The sequence below is a fragment of the Nostoc sp. C057 genome, assembly GCF_013393925.1.
Classification (GTDB): domain Bacteria; phylum Cyanobacteriota; class Cyanobacteriia; order Cyanobacteriales; family Nostocaceae; genus Nostoc; species Nostoc muscorum_A.
Window position 1 is genome coordinate 107,793 of the sequence record NZ_CP040283.1, and the last position, 22,480, is coordinate 130,272.

Here is a 22,480-nt window from a genome sequence, read left to right on the forward strand (position 1 = left end):
AACAGCGTTGCTATCATGCCAGTGCTGAACTCTGTTGACACTATAAAGAAGAAATCTAAGGGCTTTCTGAGGAAATTATGATGATTGGGGATTGGGACAAGGCAAAATTGTAAGGGGAAAAACAAATAACTTCCCTTTAACCTTTCTCAGTTACGCCAGTTCGATCAACGGGGGAAACCCTCCGAAGTTGCTCCACTTGGTGAGGAAGTTCAAGTCTTGGCGGTTCCCGTAGAGTTGAAACTTCCGTTAGCGACGCAGGAGCGTCACCCGAAGGGGCAAAGACGACACTGATACCGTTGGCGAATTCCCCAAACAGCTAAACTGAACCGATTAGTTCAGAAATGAAACGATTGAGAACCTTCTGAGCAGTTTTATACCCAGTAGCTTGCTTACCTAACTTCAGTTCAGACAAAACACGGTCACGTAAAATTTCAAGTTCTCTTATCGTTGGCAACGCAACCGACTGTCTTTCGCGCTCCGTATCAGATGTTAGAGGAAACTCCCTATACCCTGTAATACTTGGTTGAGGCTCCTTTTTTGGTGGATTGAAAGCTAAAAATTCTGAGTCTTCCCGTGTAATACTTGGTTGAGCGTTATGCTTAACAATGTGTTCTAAATAGTCAGCACGGGTTAAACCCAAACATTCAGAGGCAATACCAAGTGCTTTCCAAGTATCATCTGTTAGTCGTAAAGAACGTACTTCACGATAGTCATCACTTTTAAGCGCAAACTTTCCCTGAATATCTCGTTTCCACATAACCTCAACCGTGTATTACATCGTAAGTTTAACGGGAAATGACGATGTTTTTCCATGTAATACACGGGATTAGACTTAAATCTTATTGATGTTTTAGCACCAGTCTAAACGAGTATTATCTAGCGCACAGTAGAGTTTGCCAGCCTTGCAAAGTGTGAGGAGCGAGTTTTAGCTCGTGGCATCTCCTCCAACCATGCGAAAACTCGACCCAAATTGATAGCTGCCGCCGTCAGAATATGCTGTAGATGAGTTTTAGCTAGCCCAATATAACGGCAATCGCGCAGTTCAAATGCTCGGATTCCTTGAGAAATAGTTCCTTCAATACCTGAGCGCAGTGCATACTGCTTTTGGAATTCCTCAGTTTTTTGTCGCTCCCTGCCTTTTTGAAGGGCTTCGTAATCGGGTTGTGCCTGTATGGTTAACGCTCGTGGGTCGGATTCTGCACGGGTACACTGAGAGCGAACCGGACAATTCTTGCAGTCTTTTGTACGGAAGTTAACATGAATTACTGGATGTCCATAAACATCGAGAGTATTTTTCCATCGACTACTGCGCTTACCTTGAGGACAATAGACTACTTTTCGTTTCCAGTTGACTCGAAAGTGAGATACATCAAACCCAAGTCCGGCTTTTGCTTGCCATGCACCATTAACTGCAACTGGGCCAAACAGGTCAATGTCATAGTCGCGCTCGGAACTAGAAAGCAATTGAGAGGAGGTGTATCCCTGATCAACTAAATGTTGTTGAGGTAAAAGGTTTTTTTGGGCTAAGGATTGGTGAATTGAAGGCACAACAGTTTGGTCTTGTGTTGTAGCAACAGTTGTCTCTACATGAGTGATAATGTGTGGTGAATCTTCATCACAACTTTCAGTCAAATGCACTTTGTAACCTGTCCAGTTGGTTGTGCGTTTGGTGCTGTTACGGGCATCTAAATCATAGGCAGAGCGAATTCGCACCGCAGAAGGTGGCCCATCTTTGTCACTGCGTAACTGAATTTTGTCTGTTGGTGCATAGTATTGCTGTAACCAAACTTGACGCAAAACTTCTACGGCTGGCAGTTGTCGCAGATCAATGGGGGAAGTTTGGGAATAGATGTTATCGAGTAAATGAAAACCATCCGCACCTATGATCTCGGCTAATGCTTCCCTGTCGGTAGGTGTTCTAGGGAGCCGAGAATCTTCAAGACGTTTGCTATAGCGGTCATACCACTCGGCAGGAGCTAGTGACTTCAGCCAAATGGGTGCGACTTCGGCCACAGCATTCAAGGCATACCGCAGCGTTTCCCCCAAATGTTCCAGTCTGCTTAAATCCCTGACTACAGCTAGTATATGAGTAGAGTCAGTGCGCTGTTTTCCCCTTGCTGACAGTAATTTGAGTTCCTGAAATTTCGACAGCATCAAGTCTAGTATTTGCCGCTCGACTCCACCTGTGATTAATCGATCGCGGAATTCGCTTAAAACACTAAAGTCAAAACCAGGGTCTGTCAACTCCAACGACAAAGCGTATTTCCAATCAATCCGCCCTTGCACTGCAAGAGTTGCTTGTCTATCAGAGAGATTTTCTAAATATTGCATTACCAGGATCATCGCCAACCTCCAAGGTGCTTGCGCTGGCTGACCCCGTTGTGGATACAGTGATGCGAAATCTTCATCATGATAAAAGACTCCAAGTTCATCACGCAGTCGCATATATAAATTACCTTTTGGAAATGCGCCCTTGGCTACACGCACCGTTTCATTGGGAATAGGAGGAATTTCTTCAGGATGTAAACACATATACTGCCTCCACAGGTATTTCTTCTAGTTTATTGATTATTGAGGCAGCTAACTTAATTTTTTTATTCTCGTGTAATACACGGGGAGGTGTGATTCTCCTTTTCATGTAATACACGGTAAAGCCGCCGTTTTTTTGTTAAGCAATATTTCGCCAACGGTATCCGACACTTGCTACAACGGAGGGAACCTCCGCAACGCAGTGTCTCCCAAAGACTGCACTTCTCTTTGCACGCGACTGGCTCCCCAATACCCAGTCTCCTCAATAATCGAAGCCTTCGCCAGGGCCAGGGCCGACACCAGCTGGCGCTTTCGCCTGCTTGTCAGGTTTTTCTACCACAACACCCTCAGTGGTCAGCACCATACCACCAATAGATGCAGCATTCTGCAAAGCACTACGAGTCACCTTCGCTGGATCGACAATGCCCGCCTCGAACATATTCACAAATTTATTAGCAACGGCATCGTATCCCTCATCAAAGGGCAGTTCACGGACGCGCTCCACAATCACCGCACCATTAGCACCAGCATTATCAGCAATGCGACGTAGTGGAGCATAAAGGGCGCGAGCCACAATCATAGTGCCCGTCAACTCTTCATCCTTCATTTGGCTCTTTGCCCATTCCTCAAGCTGGGGAGCAATGTGTGCTATTATTGTACCGCCACCGGGCACAATTCCTTCTTCAACTGCGGCTTTGGTGGCATTAATTGCATCTTCTAGACGTAGCTTGCGGTCTTTGAGTTCAGTTTCGGTGGCAGCACCGACCTTAATCACCGCGACACCACCTGCCAGTTTCGCCAGCCGTTGTTGCAGTTTTTCCTTATCGTAGGAGGATTCAACTTCTTGGATTTGGCGACGAATTTGTTCGATGCGAGCTTTGACAGCTTCTTCGTTGCCTTCTGCCACGATGGTTGTGTCGTCTTTGGTAACGATCGCTCGCCGGGCTTTACCAAGCATTTCTAACCTGACATTTTCTAGCTTCAAGCCCGTATCTTCGCTAATCACCTGACCACCTGTGAGCGCCGCGATGTCTTCCAGCATGGCTTTACGTTGAGCGCCAAAGCCGGGAGCCTTCACCGCCGCGACTCGCAGCACACCGCGCAAATGGTTTACAACTAAAGTTGCCAAGGCTTCTTTTTCAATGTCATCCGCAATGATTAGTAGGGGTTTGCCTGTCCGAGCAATTTGCTCCAGAATCGGCACTAAATCTTGAACCATTGTAATCTTGCGATCGGTGATTAAAATGTGGGGTTCTTCCAGCACTGCCTCCATTCGCTCTGGATCAGTCACAAAGTAAGGCGAAACGTACCCTCTATCAAAGCGCATTCCTTCAGTGACTTCCAGTTCGGTCGTTGTGGATCTGCCTTCTTCTAGAGAGATTACACCTTCTTTGCCCACTCTTTCCATCGCCTCAGCCACAATCCGACCCACTTCGGGGTCATTACCCGCTGAAATGGTTGCAACCTGCTCAATGTCCCTAGAATCTTTAATTGGACGGGCGTGTTCTTTAATTTTTTCGATGACGAATTCTGTAGCTTTATCAATCCCCCGTTTCACCGTCAGGGGATCGGCACCAGCCGTAACGTTGCGTAGCCCTTCTTTAAGCATCGCGTGAGCCAGCACAATTGCAGTGGTGGTTCCGTCACCCGCGACATCGTTTGTCTTGGAGGCTGCTTGACGTAGCAAGGAAATCCCGGTATTCTCAGCGGGATCTTCTAGTTCAATTTCTTTGGCAATAGTTACTCCATCATTGACGATTTGAGGAGCGCCAAATTTTTTCTCCAAAACTATATTCCGCCCTTTGGGACCGAGGGTGACAGCGACGGCTTCGGTCAGAGCGTCAAAGCCTTTTTCCAATGTCCAACGGGCCGTGTCCTTGTACAGAATTGTCTTTACCATAGAAATATTGTCCTTGTTAATTTTAATTAGGATGTTTTCAGTAGTGCTGAATAGAGACGCGATAAATCGCGTCTGTACAAGAGTTAGGAGTTTTATCTCCCCCTGCTCCCCCTCTTTCAAGGGTAGGGGTTTAAAAATCAGGCAGTAGAGAGAGTGATTTGAGACACATGAAGTTGTGGAGGGGAAGTGGGCCAAGGCTCAGGAAAAAAACTACCTTGAGGTAATGGCAGGCGATTGAGAACAGCGGCCTTAATGACTAAAAATCCACGACGAAAACAACTCAAGCAACGATGGAGGACACTATTTTTAAAATTGCGTCGTGCCACATGAGTTGGTGGTAAGTCATCTAAACTACTAATCGGTAGATTGGCATCAACTTCTCCACCAACGCTGACTTGCCACAGAGTAGCAACAGCCATCGCTAACCAATGTCTCTCGGCGCGTCTGGGGTGAGTAATCTTGGTGCAATGCCAACAAAAACCGCCGCGTTTACCATCTTTAAAAAGACACTCAATCCAACAGCGCATAGAATACCAGCAAGCATCCGCAACGTCAGGTGGTAAATCGGTGAGAATCAACCAGGGGTCAGTGTAACCCGCGTCATGGCGAGCTAATAAAGTACATTTGAGAGAGTTAGTCTTGAAACAGGTAACTAAGCCAGAGAAAAACTGACCAACTTCAGGAACAAGAGTATTTAAAGCTTGCCAAGACTCAACCCCAAGTGGAGTGAACTGTCCAATTTGATTAATCCGCATAAATGGATGCCAACCCAGGGATTGAATTTTTTGATATAGCCAGTCGGCATAAAGTCCGCGGTCTGTGGTCACAATCACAAACCAATCTGCTGGTACAGTTTCACTGATGTCGTTAAATAGTTTTTGCCAGTGCGGTTTCCAACTCCCTGGTTTGGTTGCTTCGACTATCTTCCAGGCGATAGGAATTCCACAACCCCTGTAGACAACACTAATTGCTAACACCGTAAATCTATCGCTCAATGTTGTGGCATCCGCAGCTAATACCAGACGTTTTTCCCCTTCTGGCCACAGGCTCAGAATCCATGACAACAATGGGCTAAAACACAATGTCACGTCCAGTGTTGCCCTGCCAGTTTTTGCTTTTGTTTTATCTTCCCCGTCTCTTAACCATTCTCTGAGTTGCTGACGGACTGTATTTTCCTTTTTTCCCAATAGCTCTGCTAAGAATACTGATACTGTTGTCAGTCCGCAAGATTGGGTCATCACTATCCCAAAACTCCACATTGCTAGTATCAATGCTTGCGACTTAGACAGATGCGGCATCTTTTCTATGACTTTCCTCGTCCATTGCCTTAATTCCTCGCTTTTTCCTAAAAGCATTTTCCCCCCACACCCTGACATTCTTCACCGCATCTAACTTGCATATTTTTGCGGTCTGACAACAGTTGTGTATTTTACCTGCTTTTCTCCCTCTTTCTTAAACCCCTACCCTTGAAAGCTGCTCCCCCTGCTCTCTTTTCCCCAATATTCAGTCCCTTTGAAAGCTGCTTACTCCACGATCGCCAGGACATCTTTTTCAGACAACAACACGTATTCTTCGCTACCGAGTTTAATGTCGGTTCCGGCATATCTGGAATAGAGAACTCATTCGCCAATTTTCACTTCCATTGGCTGACGAGATCCATCCTCATTACGCTTCCCCGGGCCGACTTGCACCACTTCTCCAATCTGTGGCTTTTCTTTGGCGGTGTCGGGCAATAAAATTCCCCCAGCAGTTTTTTCTTCCGCTTGCGCGACCTTAATAAAGATGCGTAGGCGTAGCCCGTCGCAGACATCGCCCAATGGTTTTACTGTCGAAATACTCAGCGATACGGCTGCCATAGGCTATTCTCCTGTTGAGAAGGCAGGAGGCACTAGGTACATTAGTGAGTGGGCTTTAAACCCACAACTAAAGTTTTTGTCATCTTTCTTCTGTACCCCGCAGTATGTCTCCTACCTTTTTTGTCAAAAATACTGCTCAGTGCTTATTACCTTAACCAAAAAATCTAAGGACTTTCTGAGGAAATCATGGAAGTTGCAAAACAGTTGTATGGCAAAAACCGGGCGTGCAAGAATTTCTGTTGAGGTTCAGCTTAATTGAGTACGATGGTGGAATGTACTGATAGTTGCAGATATCGGCTGAGTTGCAAAGCACTGCAAATGTGATTGGTTGTGAGATTTAGCTCACAGGCTAAAGGGTGCGGCTACTATTAACCGAACTGTATTGAAATAAAACCTCATTGGAGCGGACTGAAGAGAGTCGTCAGTACTAAGTTCAAGGTTATTAGCATCTGCTCAATTCAACCGTTAAACACTGAGGTTGTTTAATGTTCTCAAAGAGGATTTAAATCATGTCAGTAATCAGTATTTCTAAGTTCGAGCGCTTCTTCCGCACTGTGGCAGGTCTAGACGTGGACAAGAACGACCTTAAGCGTTACAGCGACTTCGTCAATCATAAAACCTACGATCTTCTCCTTCGTGGCCAGGCTACGGCGAAGGCGAACGGGCGCGACATCATCGAACCTTTTGATGTACCTATTACAAAGGGACTGGAGGAGAGAATTCACAACTTCAAGGAGATCAACGAGGAGATTGAGCTAAAGCCCATACTGGATTACATGACGACGCGACCACTGCTCGACCTGGACTACAGTAAAGAGACCGAGGCACGGCTTCCAGACATCGTGGGTGGACTTAGTGTGGCACTTGCCCGCACCTTCAAGATCATCGATCCTGCTCTCAAGAACCCCCAGACGATGCAGTGGGAGCGTGCCTTCAGCATTTTTGACTTGCTGCTGTAGACTCATTGACATACTCCCCACCCTTCAAGGGTGGGGATTCTAGGCTCAAACAGCGATAGCAGGCTCCCGCCCGACTGACATCACCTAACCCAACAGTCGATGCCCCGACTGCACAAATTACCTGAGATGCGTTTTTATCCCTCCCGTTTACTGACTGACAGGACGGACAGCGCCACTCTCTAGTAGACAAATCAAGACTTTCTAAAACATGGCCGCAGCAAGAACAAGTCTTAGTGCTGGGATACCATTGGTCGATGAAAACAACCCTCTTTTTCTTCTTTTTGGCAACCCATTCTAGTATTTGTAGAAACTCTCCAAACGCCAAATCAGAGATTTTTCTCACCCAAAGACGCTGCATTCCTTTCAGGTTTAGTGTTTCAAAACATAATACATCAAATTTATCAGTCAAATGATGTGCCAACTTCCAAAACCAATCATGCCGACGATGAGAAATATCCTCGTATCGACGTACTAAATTCTTTCTAGCTCGTTCACGATTAGATGAGCCTTTCAACTTTTGGGAATGCTGTCTGCTGGCTATTTTGATGGCGTTGAGTGACTGCTTGAAAAATTGGGGTGATTCAATTTTAGTCCCGTCTGAACAAGTGAGGGAGTTGCCGTCTTGGCGGTTTCCGTCGATGGCAAACTCCCGAACCCAAAGGGTGAGGAATGTTTTCAATCCAAAATCAAAGCCAGCGATTTTACCCGTCTTAACTTCAACTTCTGGTTTGTTCCCCTCATCAACTACCACAACCATAAACAACTCACCCAACGGTGTGCGTTTAATGGTTAGGGTTTTGACTGTTCCCTCAATCTCTCTAGACTTCCAAAATTGATATACTCGATTCCCAATTTTTACTCTGTTGCCATTTAAAAACTTATAGCCAGCTTGTTTGAGGGTGAATGATTTGTATTTTTTAACTTTCTTAAATCCCGGTGTTCTAACTCCTTTCTTATTATGTTTAAAAAACAATTGATAGGCTTTATCAATGCGTTGACAAATATCTTGTACTGCTTGAGAACCTACTGTTTGCCAGAATGGGTTACGCTTTCTTAATTTAGCAATATGAGACTGAAGTTTTACACTCCTCAAATGCTTGCCCCACATTCTGTAGTAGCGTTTGTGTACGGCAATACAATGATTGTAGATTACCCCGGCAGCATTTATCATGCGTTTGAGGTGTCTATTTCTTTTGTGTTGATATAGCTTAAACTTCAGTGTTTTCATATTAATACAGGACTTACGCAACTGGCACAATGCGATCGCTAGTAAATAGTACTTTAGTACTATAAAGATGCACATGAAATGAACTAGAGTACAAATGTAAACTGTTCCTTTTCACACCAAACTTTTCTTTTGGGCTGCTGCTCAAGCTACTGTAACGAATACTTTTGAATATGAAGTTTACTAAATTACATTATTGCCAGTATCTACTTAGTAGCCAAATTAATTATACCATTACCAATTTGGCAGAGCATTTAGAGAGTATTAGCCATGATAAAATTAACTATTATTTGAAAACAGAAAAGTTAACGCCTCGTTTACTATGGGATAACATGAAAGATGTAGTTGAGCCTGATGACAATGGTTACATAATATTAGGACTAGCCCTTTCAAGGTGTGTTAATGTTCTGTGCTTTCTGGGCTAAAATCTTAGCAGTTGAGACATGGGGCTTGTTCTTAAGATAAGTTCGTTTTGGTTGAGCAATCTTTGGCCCTCTTGGGTGGCGGCGAAAAGCTCTCAACTTGGCAAGACCTGCCAGATGTTTGAGAATTTGCGATAATTCCATGAAGGTTATGTTGTGGAAAATACCCCATTCTTCAGGGGGAATCGCAATCATCATCCCCCGATAAGTACCCCTGATTTCGTCAGCTAAGTAGTAGTTGGAAACTTCCGTTTCAATCCTGAGTGCAGCCTTAACCACAGACAGCACATTATAGGCGACTAAAGCGATACAGAAGGTAAATAAAGCTGCCTTTGGGTAGCCTAATGTATTAATCTCGCAGCAGAGGTTTTCTGTTAGGACTTGAAACAAAGTTTCGAGTTTCCAACGTTTGCGATAGAGTTGGGCTATCAAAAGCGCATCTATAACCTCAGACGATAAATTAGTGATACCAGTTCTCTATGAAGATGCACTAAATTAGTAGAAGCAGAAACAGGGTATAGGGGTATGGGAAATAGCTTCCAAGTTGAAGTATCCGAGAGTCAAGAAGAACTACAACACCGATTACGCCATGCAGTAACAGCAACAAGTAAAGAAAGACTACAGATGCTTTACTGGATTAAGGTAGGTGCGATCGCAACCAGACAGGAACTTTCACAACGCTTGGGAAGAGATGAATCAACAGTGTATCGCTGGCTGCAACGGTATAAACAAAGGGGGATGAATGCATTGCTGGAAGTCAAAACACCCAAAGGATTGTCTGCCTTAATTCCAGAAACGGTGATGAACCAACTTACAGAACGTCTTCGCCAACCTGAAGGATTCAAGAGTTATAGTCAAATCCAAGAGTGGCTGAGGCAGGAGTACCAGATTGTGGCTGCGTACAAAACTGTACACAAAATTGTACGCTACAAGCTAAATGCTAAATTGAAAGTACCTCGTCCGCGCAGTGCCAAAGCAAAACCAGAAGTCCAAGAAGCCTTTAAAAAAAACTGCCAGAAATAATTCAAGTGTTGATACGCTATTTAGGGACAGGTAAACAAGTACGGTACTGGTGTCAAGATGAGAGTCGCTTAGGGCTTAAAACTATAATCGGTCGCACAATTACCCTCAAAGGGGTTAAACCCGAAGGTATTGTTGGATGGCAACGACAAAATTTTTACCTGTATGGTGTTGTTGAACCAATAACTGGAGATAGCTTTTTTTGGGAATTTTCTCATCTTGATGGTACTTGTTTTCAAGATTTCTTATCCCTTTTTTCCGCAGCATACCCTGATGCCCTGAATTTAATACAAATGGACAATGGGAGTTTTCATAAATCTTTGGACTTAAAATGGCCTGATAATGTTATTCCAATTTTTCAGCCCCCCAATAGTCCAGAGCTTAATCCCATTGAGCGTTTATGGGAACACATCAAGTACGAATTGTCTTGGCAACATTGCACCCACTTAGATCAATTAAGACACAAGCTCAAACAGGTTCTTGATTCTATTTCCACCGAAGCGATGCCTACGGCGGTAAACTACGCATCGATTTGTGGATGGGATTACATTATCTCCGCTTTATTAAGTGCAACTTCATAGAGAATTGGTATGAGAATAAAAATTTCCCTGTCACCGTCACGATTAGGCTGCTCTAAACAAACTTTTACACGACGTGCCTTTAACAGTTGACCATCATCGGCGCTCAAAATGATGTTTTGCTCAAATACAGCACCACTATCGCTTTGACCCACTAACCGGAAATCATCAGTCGCCTGCCAAGGCATACTTTGATGCTGTCGGATAATAAAGTAGCCTTTTTCAGCAGCAATACCAAATAAGAACTTGAGTGTACAAAAATTCCGGTCTGCCAGCCAAACATCGTCTTCTTCAACAGTAGGTAGCACTTCATCAAATAAAGAACGTTCTTGGGCATGACCGTCTTCGCAAGGAAATACATCTACTGCCAGCATCAAGCTTGGGTCTAGTACAACCAAAGATTACCCTGGTAATGGAGCGCTATTGATTTGGCGCAGTTCTTTTAAACGATGTTCACTAGCTGCGATCGCATTACCATCAATAATTTTTACTCGATAACCTGGTAGCAAATCAGGCATTGTTGCATTAAGGTGTCGAATCGTCGCTTCCATTTGACCAGCAACCTCTCTGACTAACTCCCCACTGGTACTCGGTTCAATGCCATTGATTTTATTGTAGACCGAGGTAACTGAAACACCTATTTTTTCAACTGATGCTTGGTGTGCTGCGTGTACTGATGGGTGAACTCCGCAGACGACAAGGCTCATCAAATTGACGACTGTGGAGAATAATAACTCGCGAGTATACTGGGTTTTTGCACTACGTTCAAACAGTTCATCCAGAATTTGGGGACATAACGCTTTTTCTAAAAGTCCACGAACCATTACGGAAACTGGACTTTCTTTTATAAATCGCTCAAACACCTGCCCTAGCAACATTTCTATTCTCCACCCAACAGAGTTTCACCTCTTTTGAGCAAACTACAAATCAAGCCATTACACAACACCTTGAAAGGGCTAGTCCTAATATATTTGACCCGATTAAGTACTTTGCTGCCCCAGAAAATCAAGACTTAAGAGTAGTCAAAGCCCTGCCAAAGCCAGTCTCCAAGCTTGATTTTTCGCCTTTTCCTGCACCCTCTTGACAAATGTGCAATTACCTTAACCTCTCACTGATGCCCCTGCCTTCTCTAGTTGATCCCACTGTTGTGCAACGCCAAATTTTTCACCTTCTCTGTCGTTTAACTGCATAACCGTAAGGCACAGGCCAATTAGGTTCTTCATCCAAGCTACAACGGGCATAAATCGACCAGTATGGATTGCGGAGTAATTCTCGACCGATGAGAACCAAATCTGCACACCCACGAGTAATTATTTGGTCGGCATACTCAGCCTCATTTATCAGCCCCACAGCCCCTGTCATGATCCCAGCCTCTTCTCGGATTTTGGCAGCAAAAGGGACTTGATAGCCTTTCTCCACAGGAATTCTGGCATGGGGTACTAAACCTCCTGTTGAAACATCGATCAAATCAACGCCTAGAGTCTTTAGTTCACGGGACAATATGATTGATTGCTGGAGATCCCAACCTCCTTCTACCCAGTCGGTAGCGGAGATGCGTACAAAAAGCGGCATCCCGTTGGGCAAAACATCTCGTACTCGCCTTACTACTTCCAGTAATAAACGCATTCGGTTCTCCAACGAACCGCCGTAACGATCTGTTCGGCGATTACTGAGTGGTGAAAGAAAAGAATGCAATAAGTATCCATGTGCTGCGTGGATTTCAATCATTTGAAAACCTACTTGCAGGGCACGCTGCGCTGCTGTAACGAACGCGAAGGTCGCTTCTTGAATACCACGCTCATCGAGGGATATCGGTACAGGAGCGTTCTCTTGAAAAGGAATTGGGCTAGGTGCGACAGGCTGCCAACCTCCTTGTTCAGGTGTCAGTGGCGTACCGCCCAACCAAGGAACATTGCAACTTGCCTTCCTTCCAGCATGGGCTAATTGAATCCCTGTAACAGATCCCTGTTGGCGAAGGAAGCGCACAATGCGAGTTAGTGGCTCGATTTGCTTGTTGTCCCAAAGCCCAAGGTCGCCAAGTGTAATCCGTCCTTGGGGTGTTACGGCTGTCGCTTCAACCATAATCAGACCAGTTCCTCCCACAGCCCGACTCCCTAAGTGGACGAAGTGCCAATCGTTAGCAAATCCATTCTCTGCTGAGTATTGACACATTGGTGACATCGCCACGCGACTTGGCAAGGTGATATCTCGAATTATTAGTGGAGTAAACAAATCCACTTCGGGTATTTCCGAGTCGTGCAGACTCCTTGATTGACAGCCTTGATAACCTGGGGTTTTTAATTCGGTCTGGGCTGGAGATGATGACAAAGTTGTTATGTTCTGTGTAGTCATGATTTTACTTTTCGGTGCTTTATGAACTCACACTTAACGTTTGACTTTCAACTTTTTTTGGCAGACTGATAGGTGGAAACTGGTATTTATGAATCTTGACGATCGTGTTCTCAAAGGAGTCTCTGCTGATTTGCGATCGCCTACGGCGGGGCGTAGCCCATCGCATCTTTGTGAGCATATTCTCCCAAAATTCCCGCTTGTCGTGAATACAAGCTCACTGAACGCAGCAAAGCGACCATATAAGATTAAAACATCACCGGGACGGACATAGGTAGAACCTTGCGGTGCGCCGATGTATGACCCAGCCTACATTAGAGTGGCATGTTGGCTCCCACCCAGTTCCATAACATAGACATTGTTTGCTGAACTTGAACACTAACGCTAGTTGGTAAATCTAAGGAAAATCTGAGGAGATGCTGGGAGGCAGAAGGTAGGAGGTAGTCCAGGGGAAACGCATCTTATTTCCTAATAAAAACTAAAGAAGATTCAAAAATGACATAGATAATTGTCAGTAGACCGAAAAGTTTGGCGATCGCTAAAAAATAGTAGTTTATGACACCGTTTTTTCAGGAATGTACAACAGCCGATTTCGAGAAAACAAATATAAGTCGAACTTATAATAAAAGTGGTAAAACGACCAAAATCAGCCAGACGGTAAATAAATTTCGCAGGCTAGTCCATAGTTACGGTCTACTTTATTTTGGATATGGCAGGCGGCTTTGATCCTAATAATTATCCTTTAGTTGTGGTGAATAAAGGCTTAAAGAATGGTAATCCTACTTGGAGTTGGGGCGGTTCTGATTAGAAGGTTCATCACTTCAAGCCTCTAAGCACCTGCAAAAAAATAGCCAAATTTGATTATGCAGATGCAAAGAGCCGTTAAAAATCAGGTTGTATAAATTATAGCTATTGAAGCAGCTTAATAGTTACTTGAGACAGATGGTTATTTATTAAACAATTCAATAATATGACTTCAAAACAAATTTGATGTTATCCATGACTACAACCGTTACTCAAATGAAATGTGCTTGTCCATCTTGCCTATGCGTTGTTTCTCTGACTGATGCTGTCATCAAAGATGGTAAAGCTTACTGTGGAGAAGAATGTGCCAATAATCATCCCAATGGGCAAGGCTGTGGTCACACAGGCTGTGATTGTCAATCCAATTCGCAATTACCAATTCACAATTCGCAGTTACAATCAGTGGTAGCTTGAACTCACGACCTAGAAGCACCACTGAATTTTTGATTCAGTGGATAATTTTAATGCACTCACGCTCTTTCTGGGGTTCAAAAAGCGTGACAAGACATAGTGAACCGGACGCTCACCTAATGATTAAGTACACAATCATGAAGCAGAGCATCTTTTACTACTGATAGGTCAGTAGAAATGAAAACCGATAAATTTTATCAGGTCACTGTCGGGTTAGTTACAGCTTACAGTGGGGCAAAGTCTGAGTAAACTTCAGTGGGGAGACAACGCAAGATAATCATCAGTAAGTCAGCTTTAACTTGAGGCGTGGAGAAATCCACAATTCGCCGGAACTTGCTCATAGTAAGGACTGTAGCCACCTCAGCTATGTGATTTAAGGCATCTTCAGGCGATGATTCGGCTTCGTCAATCAGCGTCGGGAAGTATTCACGGGCAAACCACCTTTCCTCGTCGCTCAAGTCTGTGAGATTTTTATTACTACCGCTATGAAGACTATCTAATACTCACCGTTCGCGTAATCGAGAATGAATTTGATGAAATAGGGGATATGTGAAGAAGCAAGCTTTCCGAAAACAGGCACTCGCCAAGCCTTGTCCCAGCAAAAAACTTGTTGTGAAGTAACTTTAGATGGTAAGAGTGAAAAATGGCACACATACCCCAACGAATAATTTCAGAACGAATCGATGATGTTGTTCTGCTGCTAGAGGTGATGAAAAAAATGGGACTGCCGGAAATTTAGTTCGGCGAAGGCTTCTATAATTGCGATTTGAGACATGGGAGAGATGCATTAATGAGTAAACTTGAAAACCAATACCAACTCTTCGAGTACAGTATAGGAAGATATCACGTCTCATTAGGATTATGCCAACCGCCGTCGGGGGGAATCATGCTATCCGCCAAAGGAGGCCCCCAGCTATGGGGTGCGTATTCGTAAACAGGGGTTGCTTGATCTAGGATAGGAGCGACAATTTGCCACTGTGCTTCCACCTCATCTTGGCGAGCAAACAACATGGAGTCGCCTTTCATGGCATCTTCAAAAAGCCGCTCGTAGGGATTCATCTCATTGCCATGCTCGACTTGAGCGACTAGTCCGACTTCGCTACCCACCATTCCGTCGCCTGGGGTTTTAGAGCGAATGCCGATCGCAGTCAGCACATTTGGACTAAGACGAAAGTAGAAATAATTTGCTAATCCAAAGGCACGCTCGCCAAAAACATCCTGCGGCGGACGCTTGAGCCTGACCACAACTTCAGTAGTTGTACTCGGTAAACATTTGCCTGCACGAATGTAAATCGGAACGCTAGCCCAGCGCCAAGTATCAATGTTGAGCTTAACCGCCGCGAAGGTTTCGACCTTGGAATCAGGAGCTACACCAGGTTCTTGGCGATAGCCCTTGTACTGCCCGCGCACTACATTTGAGGGTTCGATTGGATCTATGGATTTGAGCAATCGCGCTCTTTCATCTCGGATGGCTTCATGCTGCTCGTTGATGGGTGAGTCCATCATTAAACACGCCGTCACCTGAAGTAGATGATTTTGCACCACATCCCGAATAGCGCCTGTCTCTTCATAAAACTGTCCCCGTCCATCGATGCCAAATTTTTCAGCCATCGTGATTTGGATGCTGGCAATACTGACGCGATGCCAAATCGGTTCGAGTAATGAATTGGCGAAGCGAGTGTAGAGAAGGTTTTGGACTGGTTCTTTTCCCAAGTAATGGTCAATCCGAAAAATATGACTTTCGGGAAAGATAGAGTGCAAAATGCAGTTCAGTATTCTAGCCGATTCTAGATCGCGTCCAAAGGGTTTTTCTACCATAACGCGACCATTCTTTACACAACTTGATTGACCTAACCCTTCGACAACCGTCGCAAACAAACTGGCAGGAATGGCTAAGTAATACAGAGGAGCTTCAGCTATTTGGAGTACCTGGCATAATTTATCATAGGTGGCGCGATCGCTATAATCACCAAAAATATAGTAAAGTAATGAACACAGTTTCTGGAAAGCTGCCTCATCAACGCCTACCTGTTCCTCCAGGCTCTTACGCACATAAGATCGTAATTGTTCGATGCTCCAATCTCGCCTACCCACTCCAATAATCGGAATGTCAAAATGACCGCGCTGAATCATCGCCTGTAAGGCAGGAAAGATTTTTTTGTAGGCTAAATCACTTGTGATCCCAAAAAATACCAGGGCATCGGAGAGTAAAGCTGCCATGATTAACCTCCATATCGACGCGGAGAGGGGAAGCAGGGGGGCAGGGGAGCAGGGGAGCAGAGGGGAAGAAAGCTGATTAAAATCCCCGCGTCCCCGTGTCCCCGTGTCATTTTTCCAGATGCCCACCAAACTCGTAGCGCAACGCAGAGATGAGTTTATTGGCAAAGTCTGATTGACCGCGAGAGCTAAATCGTGTGTAGAGGGCTGTACTAAGGACGGGAACAGGAACTCCTTCTTCAATGGCTGCCATTAGTGTCCATCGACCTTCTCCAGAGTCAGATACGCGCCCCTCGAAGTTGGCTAAGTCGGGGTCTTTGAGAAGGGCGATCGCGATTAAATCGAGTAACCAAGAGCTAATTACGCTGCCCCTGCGCCATACCTCTGCTATATCTGCAAGATTAAAGTCGTATTGGTAAAATTCAGGATTTCGTAAGGGAGCAGTTTCAGCATCGATTTGATGCAATTGTTTCCCAATATTAGCATGGTGAAGAATGTTCAACCCTTCGGCATAGGCTGCCATGATGCCGTATTCAATGCCGTTGTGAACCATTTTGACAAAGTGCCCTGCACCGTGAGAGCCACAATGCAAATAGCCCTGTTCAGCCGTTCCCCCCATTAACTCACGACCAGGGGTGCGCGGTGCAGCTGATACACCAGGAGCCAGCGCTGCAAAGATGGGGTCAACATATTTCACCACCGCCAATGCACCACCAATCATGAGACAGTAGCCGCGTTCTGCCCCCCAAATGCCACCGCTAGTTCCACAATCAATGTATTCAATTCCTTTGACTTTTAATTGATCTGCACGACGAATGTCATCAATGTAGTAAGAATTGCCACCATCAATGATAATGTCGTCAGCGTCTAGAAACGGCATGAGAGTCTGTAGGGTAGCATCTACTGTCGCGGCGGGTAGCATCAGCCAGACGGTGCGGGGTGGCGTGAGTGCTTCGATGAGTTCAACGAATGATGTTACACCACGGGCGATCGCTCCTTCCTGAACCAGCACCTCTGCTTTTTGTGGCTGACGAGTGTAGCCAATGACGCTATGTCCAGCCTGGGTTAGACGGTGTGCCATGTTAGCTCCCATTCGTCCTAGTCCTATCATTCCCAGTTCCATAACATGCCCTGTATTCAAGTGAGAAAAATTGGGAGTATCCATCCCGCAATAGCGCCAGTAGCGCAGACGGCTGTTAGAATCAGGAAAACCTCAGTTCGACTAAACTCTATTTCCAGCAAATTTTCGACGGACTGGTCTAATGCCATATCCAGGGTAAAAATGCCAATCCAGGATAGAGCGATCGCTATTGCCCAGCCCAATAATCCGCTTGATATCGATGCTCCAGTTAGAATCCATGCAAAACCGAATGTGAGAGATAACAATCCCGCCCAGACGGGAAAGCCAGTGAGTATGCAGGCACGGACTGCGGCAATTGCCAAAATGAACATCGGTATTGCAATTGTCGAGAAATGGCGATCGAGCCAGAGAGTCCATCCCAATCCTCCATATCCCAGCATTAGCACCGTCAGCCAAACTAGACTATAGAGAAAATGTTTCCAATAAAATTCTTTTGATTCTGGTCGGTTATGGTCTTGTTCAAATGTAGTTACAATTTTGTTAACCATAAGTCTTATACCTCTCTACAAAGACGAATCAGTTAACCAAGCCTGAATCTAGGATTTGTCCAATTTTTCCCATTTCCTTATCTTCTTAACGAATCTGCCCTAACGTTAGTTGGCAAATCTAAGGAAAATCTGAGCAGATACTGATACTAAATTGCGTTTAGAAACACTTATCTCTGCTTTCACAAAAGCATTGGTCTTTAAACGTCCTCATTTTTTGCTTAGATTATCTCGCTACAATTCCCACGTTGATCTAGTAATTAGCTCACGCTACGAGAGGAACCCTAGGAAGTGAGATCATGACTAAACCGATTCAAATTCTGTTACAGACAACAATTCCCACCAATGAAGATGATTGGTATATTGGGCGATTTTCTTTGCTAAAGGACTATTTAGCTTCGTTGAAAAGTGACACTGGGGAACCCCTGTACCAGGTAACAGCAAGGGATCGAGAAAATACTGCTGAAAAAAACGATCCAGTTTTAAGTACGCTGGATAATTCAGATTTTGATGAACTGTGGCTGTTTGCTGTGGATGTAGGGGATGGCATAACTCCAAAGGAGTGTCAGAGCATCAGTGCCTTCCGTCAGCGCGGCGGCGGTTTATTGGTCAGCCGTGACCATCAGGATGTAGGTTGTTCGGTTTGCAATCTTGGTGGTGTCGGCGCAGCCCATTACTTTCACAGTAAGAATCCCGATCCCGATCCCTCGCACCACTACCCTGATGACATCTACACTAAGTATATTTCCTGGCCCAACTTCCATTCTGGGTTAAATGGTGACTACGAGAAAATTACTCTCATAGAACCTATTCATGACTTACTCAAGAATCCTACATCACCTTCTGAGGAGATTGAATTCTTTCCGGCTCATCCCCATGAAGGAGCCGTAGGTGTGCCTGCAAACGAGAAGAATGCACGAGTAATTGCCTTGGGTACAAGCTCAGTCTCCGGTCGGGACTTCAACTTAGTAGTTGCTTTTGAAAGTACGCAGGATGAACAAGGAAATATTTTAGGACGTGCGATCGCTGAATCAAGCTTCCACCATTTCGCCGACTACAATTGGGATGTTGATATGGGCGCACCTAGCTTTGTAACCGAACCCCCTGGAGATGGGATGAAGCAAAACCCACAAGCCCTTGAACATATTAAAGCCTATGTGCGAAACTTAGCCCTCTGGCTGGCTCCTACCTCAAGTTAAAGGAAAGTCTCCCATCCTTAAAGCAATACTCCGGACAATTTTTAGTTGAGGGAATCGACAAGAAAGCTATCGAACCATTAAGGTGCTGATTAGAAAAAACTTGCACCGTATCGATGGCTATGGGTTGCTGGCGGAACAAACCTTTGACCGAGGCTTCTGTCCCGACCTGACGCGGATGGATTACTATCTCCACCACCTGGAAATTACTCAACCTCAATTACCTTCCCAAGTTCGTTACCTGACTGTGGATGGAGCATATGCCAAGGAGCCATTTGTCACGGGGGTAAGGGCGCTCAAACTGGATGTGATTAGTAAACTTCGTCGAGACGCGAATCTGCGATATGTGTTTGAGGGTGAACAGAAAGCACGGGGGCTAAACGCAAAACAGATATCAACCAATCGGCAGACGAGATTTATCATTTCTACAAACTGCGTTTTCAAATCGAATTTATCTTCCGCGATGCTAAACAGTTTACCGGGCTAAGTGATTGTCAAGCCCGTGATGTCAAAAAGCTTGACTTTCATTTTAATGCCAGTTTCACTGCCCTTAATATTGCCAAGCTCGATGCTCATCGACAGCACTGAGAACCGCTATATGTTAATAATACATCTTTAAAAGTCCGTTGGGAGTACGGTGTCCTCCAACAATTCACAATCATACCTTGAGTATTCAATATTCAATGTTTAGATGCGTTCGCGCTGTTCTGCTTTTTGGGAGAAGGCTCGCTAGCGTTGTGCTAACACCATTTCTGCTTCTGAAAACGCAACTATTTTGTAAATTATCTAAGTGTTTTTATATACAAATATTGTAACTGCCAATTACTACTTTTGAAGTATCAATTTATTGAACAACTAAGACTATTGAAAGAGTATAAGTAATTTTTTTTTAACTACAACTCTAAGCAATAGAAGAGTTAGGACAAATCAATTTGTCCCAAGTTTGATAATTAAAAGACATATAGCAAACACAAGAGGCAACGGTCATGAGTACAGTCATGAACCAACGGATCAAAGTTGAAAAGACTTTAACCATTAACAAACCAGTAGAGGAACTTTATCGCTTTTGGCGTAACTTTGATAACTTGCCACGCTTTATCAAGCATCTCAAAGAGGTGAGGGTATACGACGAGAAGCGATCGCACTGGATTAGCAAAGGATTCTTAAATGAAAGCGTTGAGTGGGATGTAGTCATTACCGAAGACCGAGAAAACGAATTGATTGCCTGGACTTCGGTTGAAGGCGCAGCAATTGAAACCTCTGGTCGCGTCCACTTCAAGCCAGCACCTGGGGATCGTGGCACTGAGGTAAAAACAATCCGAGAATTTACCCCGCCTGGAGGTGCGATTGGAGCTGCGTTGGCGAAGCCCGTCGCAGACATCGCTAAATTATTTGGCGAAGACCCAGAACTGCAAATTAAAGAAGATTTACGCCGCTTCAAAATGCTGATGGAAGCAGGCGAGATTGCCACAACCGAAGGTCAACCGCGAGGTTAATAAATATTGCTATGAAAGCTGTTTGTTGGTACGGCACTAACAATGTGCGGGTGGAAACAGTGCCAGACCCAAAAATAATTAACCCCCGCGATGCCATCCTCAAAGTTATATCAGCAACCATCTGCGGTTCTGACTTGCATATCTACAATGGCTACATCTCGACGATGGAACCGGGTGACATTATTGGTCACGAGTTTATGGGAGAAATCGTTGATATTGGCAATCAAGTCAAGAAATTGAAAAAAGGCGATCGCGTATTGAAGGGCGAAGTCGATCCATCTGCTGTGTTCACGCATCACTTACCCCTAACAGAAGCCAAGCATGGCTTCGATCTGTTCAACCAAAGAAAAGATCACTGCATAAAAGTTAGGTTACAGCCTTGCGTTGGGGGCTGAGAGGAGCAGAGGAGACAAGGAAAATAACCACTGACAACTAACTATCAACAAAGGATTAATGGCTATGAAAGCAGTTTGCTGGAACGGTGCCAACGATGTACGGGTGGAAACAGTACCCGATCCAAAAATCATTAATCCGCGTGATGCTGTTATTAAAATCACGACAACAGCAATTTGCGGTTCTGATTTACACCTTTATAACGGCTACGTCCCCACAATGGAAAAGGGCGATATCCTTGGTCATGAAATGATGGGGGAAGTCGTTGAAATAGGCAGTGCCGTCAAAAATTTAAATATAGGCGATCGCGTGGTTGTACCATTCCCTATCGCCTGTGGTAACTGCTGGTACTGTCAACATGACTTCTGGTCATTGTGCGATAACTCTAACCCAAACGCTTGGTTAGCAGAAAAATTCATGGGTTATTCACCCTCTGGTATTTTTGGCTACTCTCATATGCTAGGTGGCTACGCTGGTGGTCAAGCTGAATATGCCCGCGTTCCCTTTGCCGATACTGGTTTGTTTAAGATTCCTGATGGACTAACAGACGAACAAGTAGTGTTTTTAACAGATATCTTCCCCACCGGATATATGGCGGCAGATAACTGTAATATTCAGCCCGGTGATATTGTCGCAGTCTGGGGGTGTGGCCCAGTCGCACAATTCACAATAAGAAGTGCTTATCTACTTGGTGCTGAACGAGTCATCGCTATCGATCGAATTCCCGAACGCCTACAGATGGCTAAAGATCAAGGCAAAGCAGAAATCCTTAACTATGAGGAAGTAGATGTTGGTGAAGCCCTCAAAGAAATGACAGGTGGACGCGGCCCAGATGCTTGCATTGATGCTGTGGGGTTGGAAGCACACGGGACGGGTCTAGAAGGAGTATACGACGAAGTAAAGCAAGCAGTGCGTCTGGAAACAGACCGGCCCCATGTGCTGCGGCAAGTGATGATTGACTGTCGCAAAGGCGGTCACGTGTCAATTCCTGGTGTTTATGTCGGCGTTGTAGACAAAATACCTATGGGTGCTGCCATGAACAAAGCCTTAGTATTCAAAATGGGACAAACGCACGTTCATAAGTACTTAAACACGTTACTCGATCACATCCAAAATGGCAGGATCGATCCATCTTTCGTGATCACCCATCGTCTACCCTTAGATGAAGCACCCCGGGGTTACGAAATTTTCAAAGACAAGAAGGAAAACTGTATCAAAGTTGTACTCAAACCATAAGGCAGGAGAAAAGACACGGAGAGTGGGAGACGCAAAGAAAGAACTCTCCATGTCCCTCTATCCCCGCACGCAACTTCTCTCCGTGTCCTTCTAATCGATAGATAGCCTTGTACAAAGTACAGCACTAGTATTATGACAGTATTATGACTACCCCTAAAATTCACTCCTTTATCTGTTATCTGTACAAATAACTTTATTCTTGTCGTATTTTACACCGAAGCGCATTGCTGGCAGTTTCGGAGCATCAGTGACAATGGTGCGGT

The 22,480-nt window shown here is 44.8% G+C and carries 22 protein-coding genes and 3 pseudogenes; 11 read left to right on the top strand and 14 right to left on the bottom strand.

From position 1 onward, the window contains the following. Positions 1 to 316: 316 nt before the first annotated feature. From FD724_RS33285 to groES, 5 genes and pseudogenes are all read right to left on the bottom strand, one after another. Positions 317 to 757 carry a hypothetical protein gene (locus FD724_RS33285; protein WP_179075979.1) on the bottom strand — a complete coding sequence of 147 codons (441 nt, stop codon included), beginning with the start codon at positions 755 to 757 and terminating at the stop codon, positions 317 to 319. Positions 758 to 876: 119 nt separating this feature from the next. Beyond that, a complete protein-coding gene (locus tag FD724_RS33290; protein WP_179075980.1) occupies positions 877 to 2,532 on the bottom strand; it encodes an IS1182 family transposase in 1,656 nt (551 codons plus the stop codon). A gap of 259 nt (positions 2,533 to 2,791) precedes the next feature. Next, a complete protein-coding gene (gene groL, locus FD724_RS33295) occupies positions 2,792 to 4,429 on the bottom strand; it encodes a chaperonin GroEL (protein WP_179075981.1) in 1,638 nt (545 codons plus the stop codon). A 137-nt stretch (positions 4,430 to 4,566) separates the two neighbouring features. Further along, positions 4,567 to 5,784: a transposase gene (locus FD724_RS33300; protein WP_179075982.1), complete on the bottom strand. Its 1,218-nt coding sequence runs from the start codon at positions 5,782 to 5,784 to the stop codon at positions 4,567 to 4,569. 168 nt (positions 5,785 to 5,952) lie between these two features. Further along, positions 5,953 to 6,285, bottom strand: a pseudogene (gene groES, locus FD724_RS33305) (co-chaperone GroES). Positions 6,286 to 6,794: 509 nt separating this feature from the next. Between groES and FD724_RS33310 the strand changes: the two are divergent. Continuing rightward, positions 6,795 to 7,244 carry a DUF1931 family protein gene (locus tag FD724_RS33310; protein WP_179075983.1) on the top strand — a complete coding sequence of 150 codons (450 nt, stop codon included), beginning with the start codon at positions 6,795 to 6,797 and terminating at the stop codon, positions 7,242 to 7,244. On the opposite strand, the gene FD724_RS33315 is transcribed toward FD724_RS33310, so the two are convergent. Together FD724_RS33315 and FD724_RS33320 are read right to left on the bottom strand one after the other, a co-directional pair. Next, the gene (locus FD724_RS33315) at positions 7,219 to 8,472 is read right to left on the bottom strand and encodes a transposase (protein ID WP_256874655.1); all 1,254 of its coding nucleotides are present in this window, start codon (positions 8,470 to 8,472) and stop codon (positions 7,219 to 7,221) included. The genes FD724_RS33310 and FD724_RS33315 overlap by 26 nt on opposite strands. A gap of 386 nt (positions 8,473 to 8,858) precedes the next feature. Next, entirely contained in the window at positions 8,859 to 9,323 is a 465-nt protein-coding gene (locus FD724_RS33320; protein WP_179075984.1) for a hypothetical protein, read from the bottom strand. Between the two features lie 93 nt (positions 9,324 to 9,416). Between FD724_RS33320 and FD724_RS41275 the strand changes: the two genes are divergently transcribed. Then, complete coding sequence (locus FD724_RS41275; protein WP_256874656.1) at positions 9,417 to 9,914, top strand: helix-turn-helix domain-containing protein; 498 nt, start codon at positions 9,417 to 9,419, stop codon at positions 9,912 to 9,914. A gap of 5 nt (positions 9,915 to 9,919) precedes the next feature. After that, complete coding sequence (locus tag FD724_RS41280) at positions 9,920 to 10,492, top strand: IS630 family transposase (protein ID WP_256874657.1); 573 nt, start codon at positions 9,920 to 9,922, stop codon at positions 10,490 to 10,492. Here FD724_RS41280 and FD724_RS33330 read toward each other — a convergent pair. From FD724_RS33330 to FD724_RS33340, 3 genes are all read right to left on the bottom strand, one after another. Beyond that, positions 10,456 to 10,887 carry a hypothetical protein gene (locus tag FD724_RS33330; RefSeq protein WP_179075985.1) on the bottom strand — a complete coding sequence of 144 codons (432 nt, stop codon included), beginning with the start codon at positions 10,885 to 10,887 and terminating at the stop codon, positions 10,456 to 10,458. The two genes, FD724_RS41280 and FD724_RS33330, sit on opposite strands and share 37 nt — an antisense overlap. A 3-nt stretch (positions 10,888 to 10,890) precedes the next feature. Beyond that, a complete protein-coding gene (locus FD724_RS33335) occupies positions 10,891 to 11,367 on the bottom strand; it encodes a hypothetical protein (protein ID WP_179075986.1) in 477 nt (158 codons plus the stop codon). Positions 11,368 to 11,653: 286 nt separating this feature from the next. Beyond that, positions 11,654 to 12,841 (bottom strand): NADH:flavin oxidoreductase/NADH oxidase, encoded by a 1,188-nt coding sequence (locus FD724_RS33340; RefSeq protein WP_179075987.1) that lies wholly within the window; start codon positions 12,839 to 12,841, stop codon positions 11,654 to 11,656. A gap of 88 nt (positions 12,842 to 12,929) precedes the next feature. Here FD724_RS33340 and FD724_RS33345 point away from each other — a divergent pair, with 88 nt between their 5' ends. Then, positions 12,930 to 13,112 (top strand): hypothetical protein, encoded by a 183-nt coding sequence (locus FD724_RS33345; RefSeq protein WP_179075988.1) that lies wholly within the window; start codon positions 12,930 to 12,932, stop codon positions 13,110 to 13,112. 725 nt (positions 13,113 to 13,837) lie between these two features. Continuing rightward, positions 13,838 to 13,999, top strand: a pseudogene (locus FD724_RS33350) (metallothionein); the annotation flags it as partial. A 278-nt stretch (positions 14,000 to 14,277) separates the two neighbouring features. Here FD724_RS33350 and FD724_RS33355 read toward each other — a convergent pair. From FD724_RS33355 to FD724_RS33370, 4 genes are all read right to left on the bottom strand, one after another. Further along, the gene (locus tag FD724_RS33355) at positions 14,278 to 14,511 is read right to left on the bottom strand and encodes a hypothetical protein (RefSeq protein WP_179075989.1); all 234 of its coding nucleotides are present in this window, start codon (positions 14,509 to 14,511) and stop codon (positions 14,278 to 14,280) included. Between the two features lie 385 nt (positions 14,512 to 14,896). Next, entirely contained in the window at positions 14,897 to 16,273 is a 1,377-nt protein-coding gene (gene zwf / locus FD724_RS33360; protein WP_179075990.1) for a glucose-6-phosphate dehydrogenase, read from the bottom strand. A 106-nt stretch (positions 16,274 to 16,379) separates the two neighbouring features. Beyond that, positions 16,380 to 17,393, bottom strand: a complete 1,014-nt coding sequence (gene gnd / locus FD724_RS33365) for a phosphogluconate dehydrogenase (NAD(+)-dependent, decarboxylating) (protein ID WP_179075991.1) — start codon at positions 17,391 to 17,393, stop codon at positions 16,380 to 16,382. A gap of 14 nt (positions 17,394 to 17,407) precedes the next feature. Then, a complete protein-coding gene (locus FD724_RS33370) occupies positions 17,408 to 17,899 on the bottom strand; it encodes a hypothetical protein (protein WP_179075992.1) in 492 nt (163 codons plus the stop codon). Positions 17,900 to 18,195: 296 nt separating this feature from the next. Between FD724_RS33370 and FD724_RS33375 the strand changes: the two genes are divergently transcribed. The 6 genes and pseudogenes from FD724_RS33375 (at position 18,196) to FD724_RS33400 (ending at position 22,217) form a co-directional block, all read left to right on the top strand. Then, on the top strand, positions 18,196 to 19,095 hold the full coding sequence (locus FD724_RS33375) for a hypothetical protein (protein ID WP_179075993.1): 900 nt from the start codon (positions 18,196 to 18,198) through the stop codon (positions 19,093 to 19,095). Between the two features lie 82 nt (positions 19,096 to 19,177). Further along, the gene (locus FD724_RS42205; RefSeq protein WP_179075994.1) at positions 19,178 to 19,579 is read left to right on the top strand and encodes a hypothetical protein; all 402 of its coding nucleotides are present in this window, start codon (positions 19,178 to 19,180) and stop codon (positions 19,577 to 19,579) included. After that, positions 19,546 to 19,680 (top strand): hypothetical protein, encoded by a 135-nt coding sequence (locus FD724_RS42210; protein WP_372726544.1) that lies wholly within the window; start codon positions 19,546 to 19,548, stop codon positions 19,678 to 19,680. The genes FD724_RS42205 and FD724_RS42210 overlap by 34 nt, the downstream gene beginning before the upstream one ends. Positions 19,681 to 20,078: 398 nt before the next feature. Further along, complete coding sequence (locus FD724_RS33390; RefSeq protein WP_256874658.1) at positions 20,079 to 20,588, top strand: SRPBCC family protein; 510 nt, start codon at positions 20,079 to 20,081, stop codon at positions 20,586 to 20,588. Between the two features lie 11 nt (positions 20,589 to 20,599). Then, positions 20,600 to 20,848, top strand: a pseudogene (locus FD724_RS41285) (alcohol dehydrogenase catalytic domain-containing protein); the annotation flags it as partial. A gap of 199 nt (positions 20,849 to 21,047) precedes the next feature. Beyond that, positions 21,048 to 22,217: a zinc-dependent alcohol dehydrogenase gene (locus FD724_RS33400; RefSeq protein WP_179076027.1), complete on the top strand. Its 1,170-nt coding sequence runs from the start codon at positions 21,048 to 21,050 to the stop codon at positions 22,215 to 22,217. Positions 22,218 to 22,480: the final 263 nt, after the last annotated feature.

Coding starts and splice junctions, on each gene's coding strand:
- FD724_RS33400 (WP_179076027.1), top strand. CDS start 21,048: ATGAAAGCAGTTTGCTGGAACGGTGCCAACGATGTACGGGTGGAAACA.
- groL (WP_179075981.1), bottom strand. CDS start 4,429: ATGGTAAAGACAATTCTGTACAAGGACACGGCCCGTTGGACATTGGAA.
- FD724_RS33345 (WP_179075988.1), top strand. CDS start 12,930: ATGAATCTTGACGATCGTGTTCTCAAAGGAGTCTCTGCTGATTTGCGA.
- FD724_RS33315 (WP_256874655.1), bottom strand. CDS start 8,472: ATGAAAACACTGAAGTTTAAGCTATATCAACACAAAAGAAATAGACAC.
- FD724_RS33310 (WP_179075983.1), top strand. CDS start 6,795: ATGTCAGTAATCAGTATTTCTAAGTTCGAGCGCTTCTTCCGCACTGTG.
- FD724_RS33375 (WP_179075993.1), top strand. CDS start 18,196: ATGACTAAACCGATTCAAATTCTGTTACAGACAACAATTCCCACCAAT.
- FD724_RS41275 (WP_256874656.1), top strand. CDS start 9,417: ATGGGAAATAGCTTCCAAGTTGAAGTATCCGAGAGTCAAGAAGAACTA.
- FD724_RS33390 (WP_256874658.1), top strand. CDS start 20,079: ATGAGTACAGTCATGAACCAACGGATCAAAGTTGAAAAGACTTTAACC.
- FD724_RS33335 (WP_179075986.1), bottom strand. CDS start 11,367: ATGTTGCTAGGGCAGGTGTTTGAGCGATTTATAAAAGAAAGTCCAGTT.
- gnd (WP_179075991.1), bottom strand. CDS start 17,393: ATGGAACTGGGAATGATAGGACTAGGACGAATGGGAGCTAACATGGCA.
- FD724_RS33290 (WP_179075980.1), bottom strand. CDS start 2,532: ATGTGTTTACATCCTGAAGAAATTCCTCCTATTCCCAATGAAACGGTG.
- FD724_RS33285 (WP_179075979.1), bottom strand. CDS start 757: ATGTGGAAACGAGATATTCAGGGAAAGTTTGCGCTTAAAAGTGATGAC.
- zwf (WP_179075990.1), bottom strand. CDS start 16,273: ATGGCAGCTTTACTCTCCGATGCCCTGGTATTTTTTGGGATCACAAGT.
- FD724_RS33370 (WP_179075992.1), bottom strand. CDS start 17,899: ATGGTTAACAAAATTGTAACTACATTTGAACAAGACCATAACCGACCA.
- FD724_RS33300 (WP_179075982.1), bottom strand. CDS start 5,784: ATGCTTTTAGGAAAAAGCGAGGAATTAAGGCAATGGACGAGGAAAGTC.
- FD724_RS33340 (WP_179075987.1), bottom strand. CDS start 12,841: ATGACTACACAGAACATAACAACTTTGTCATCATCTCCAGCCCAGACC.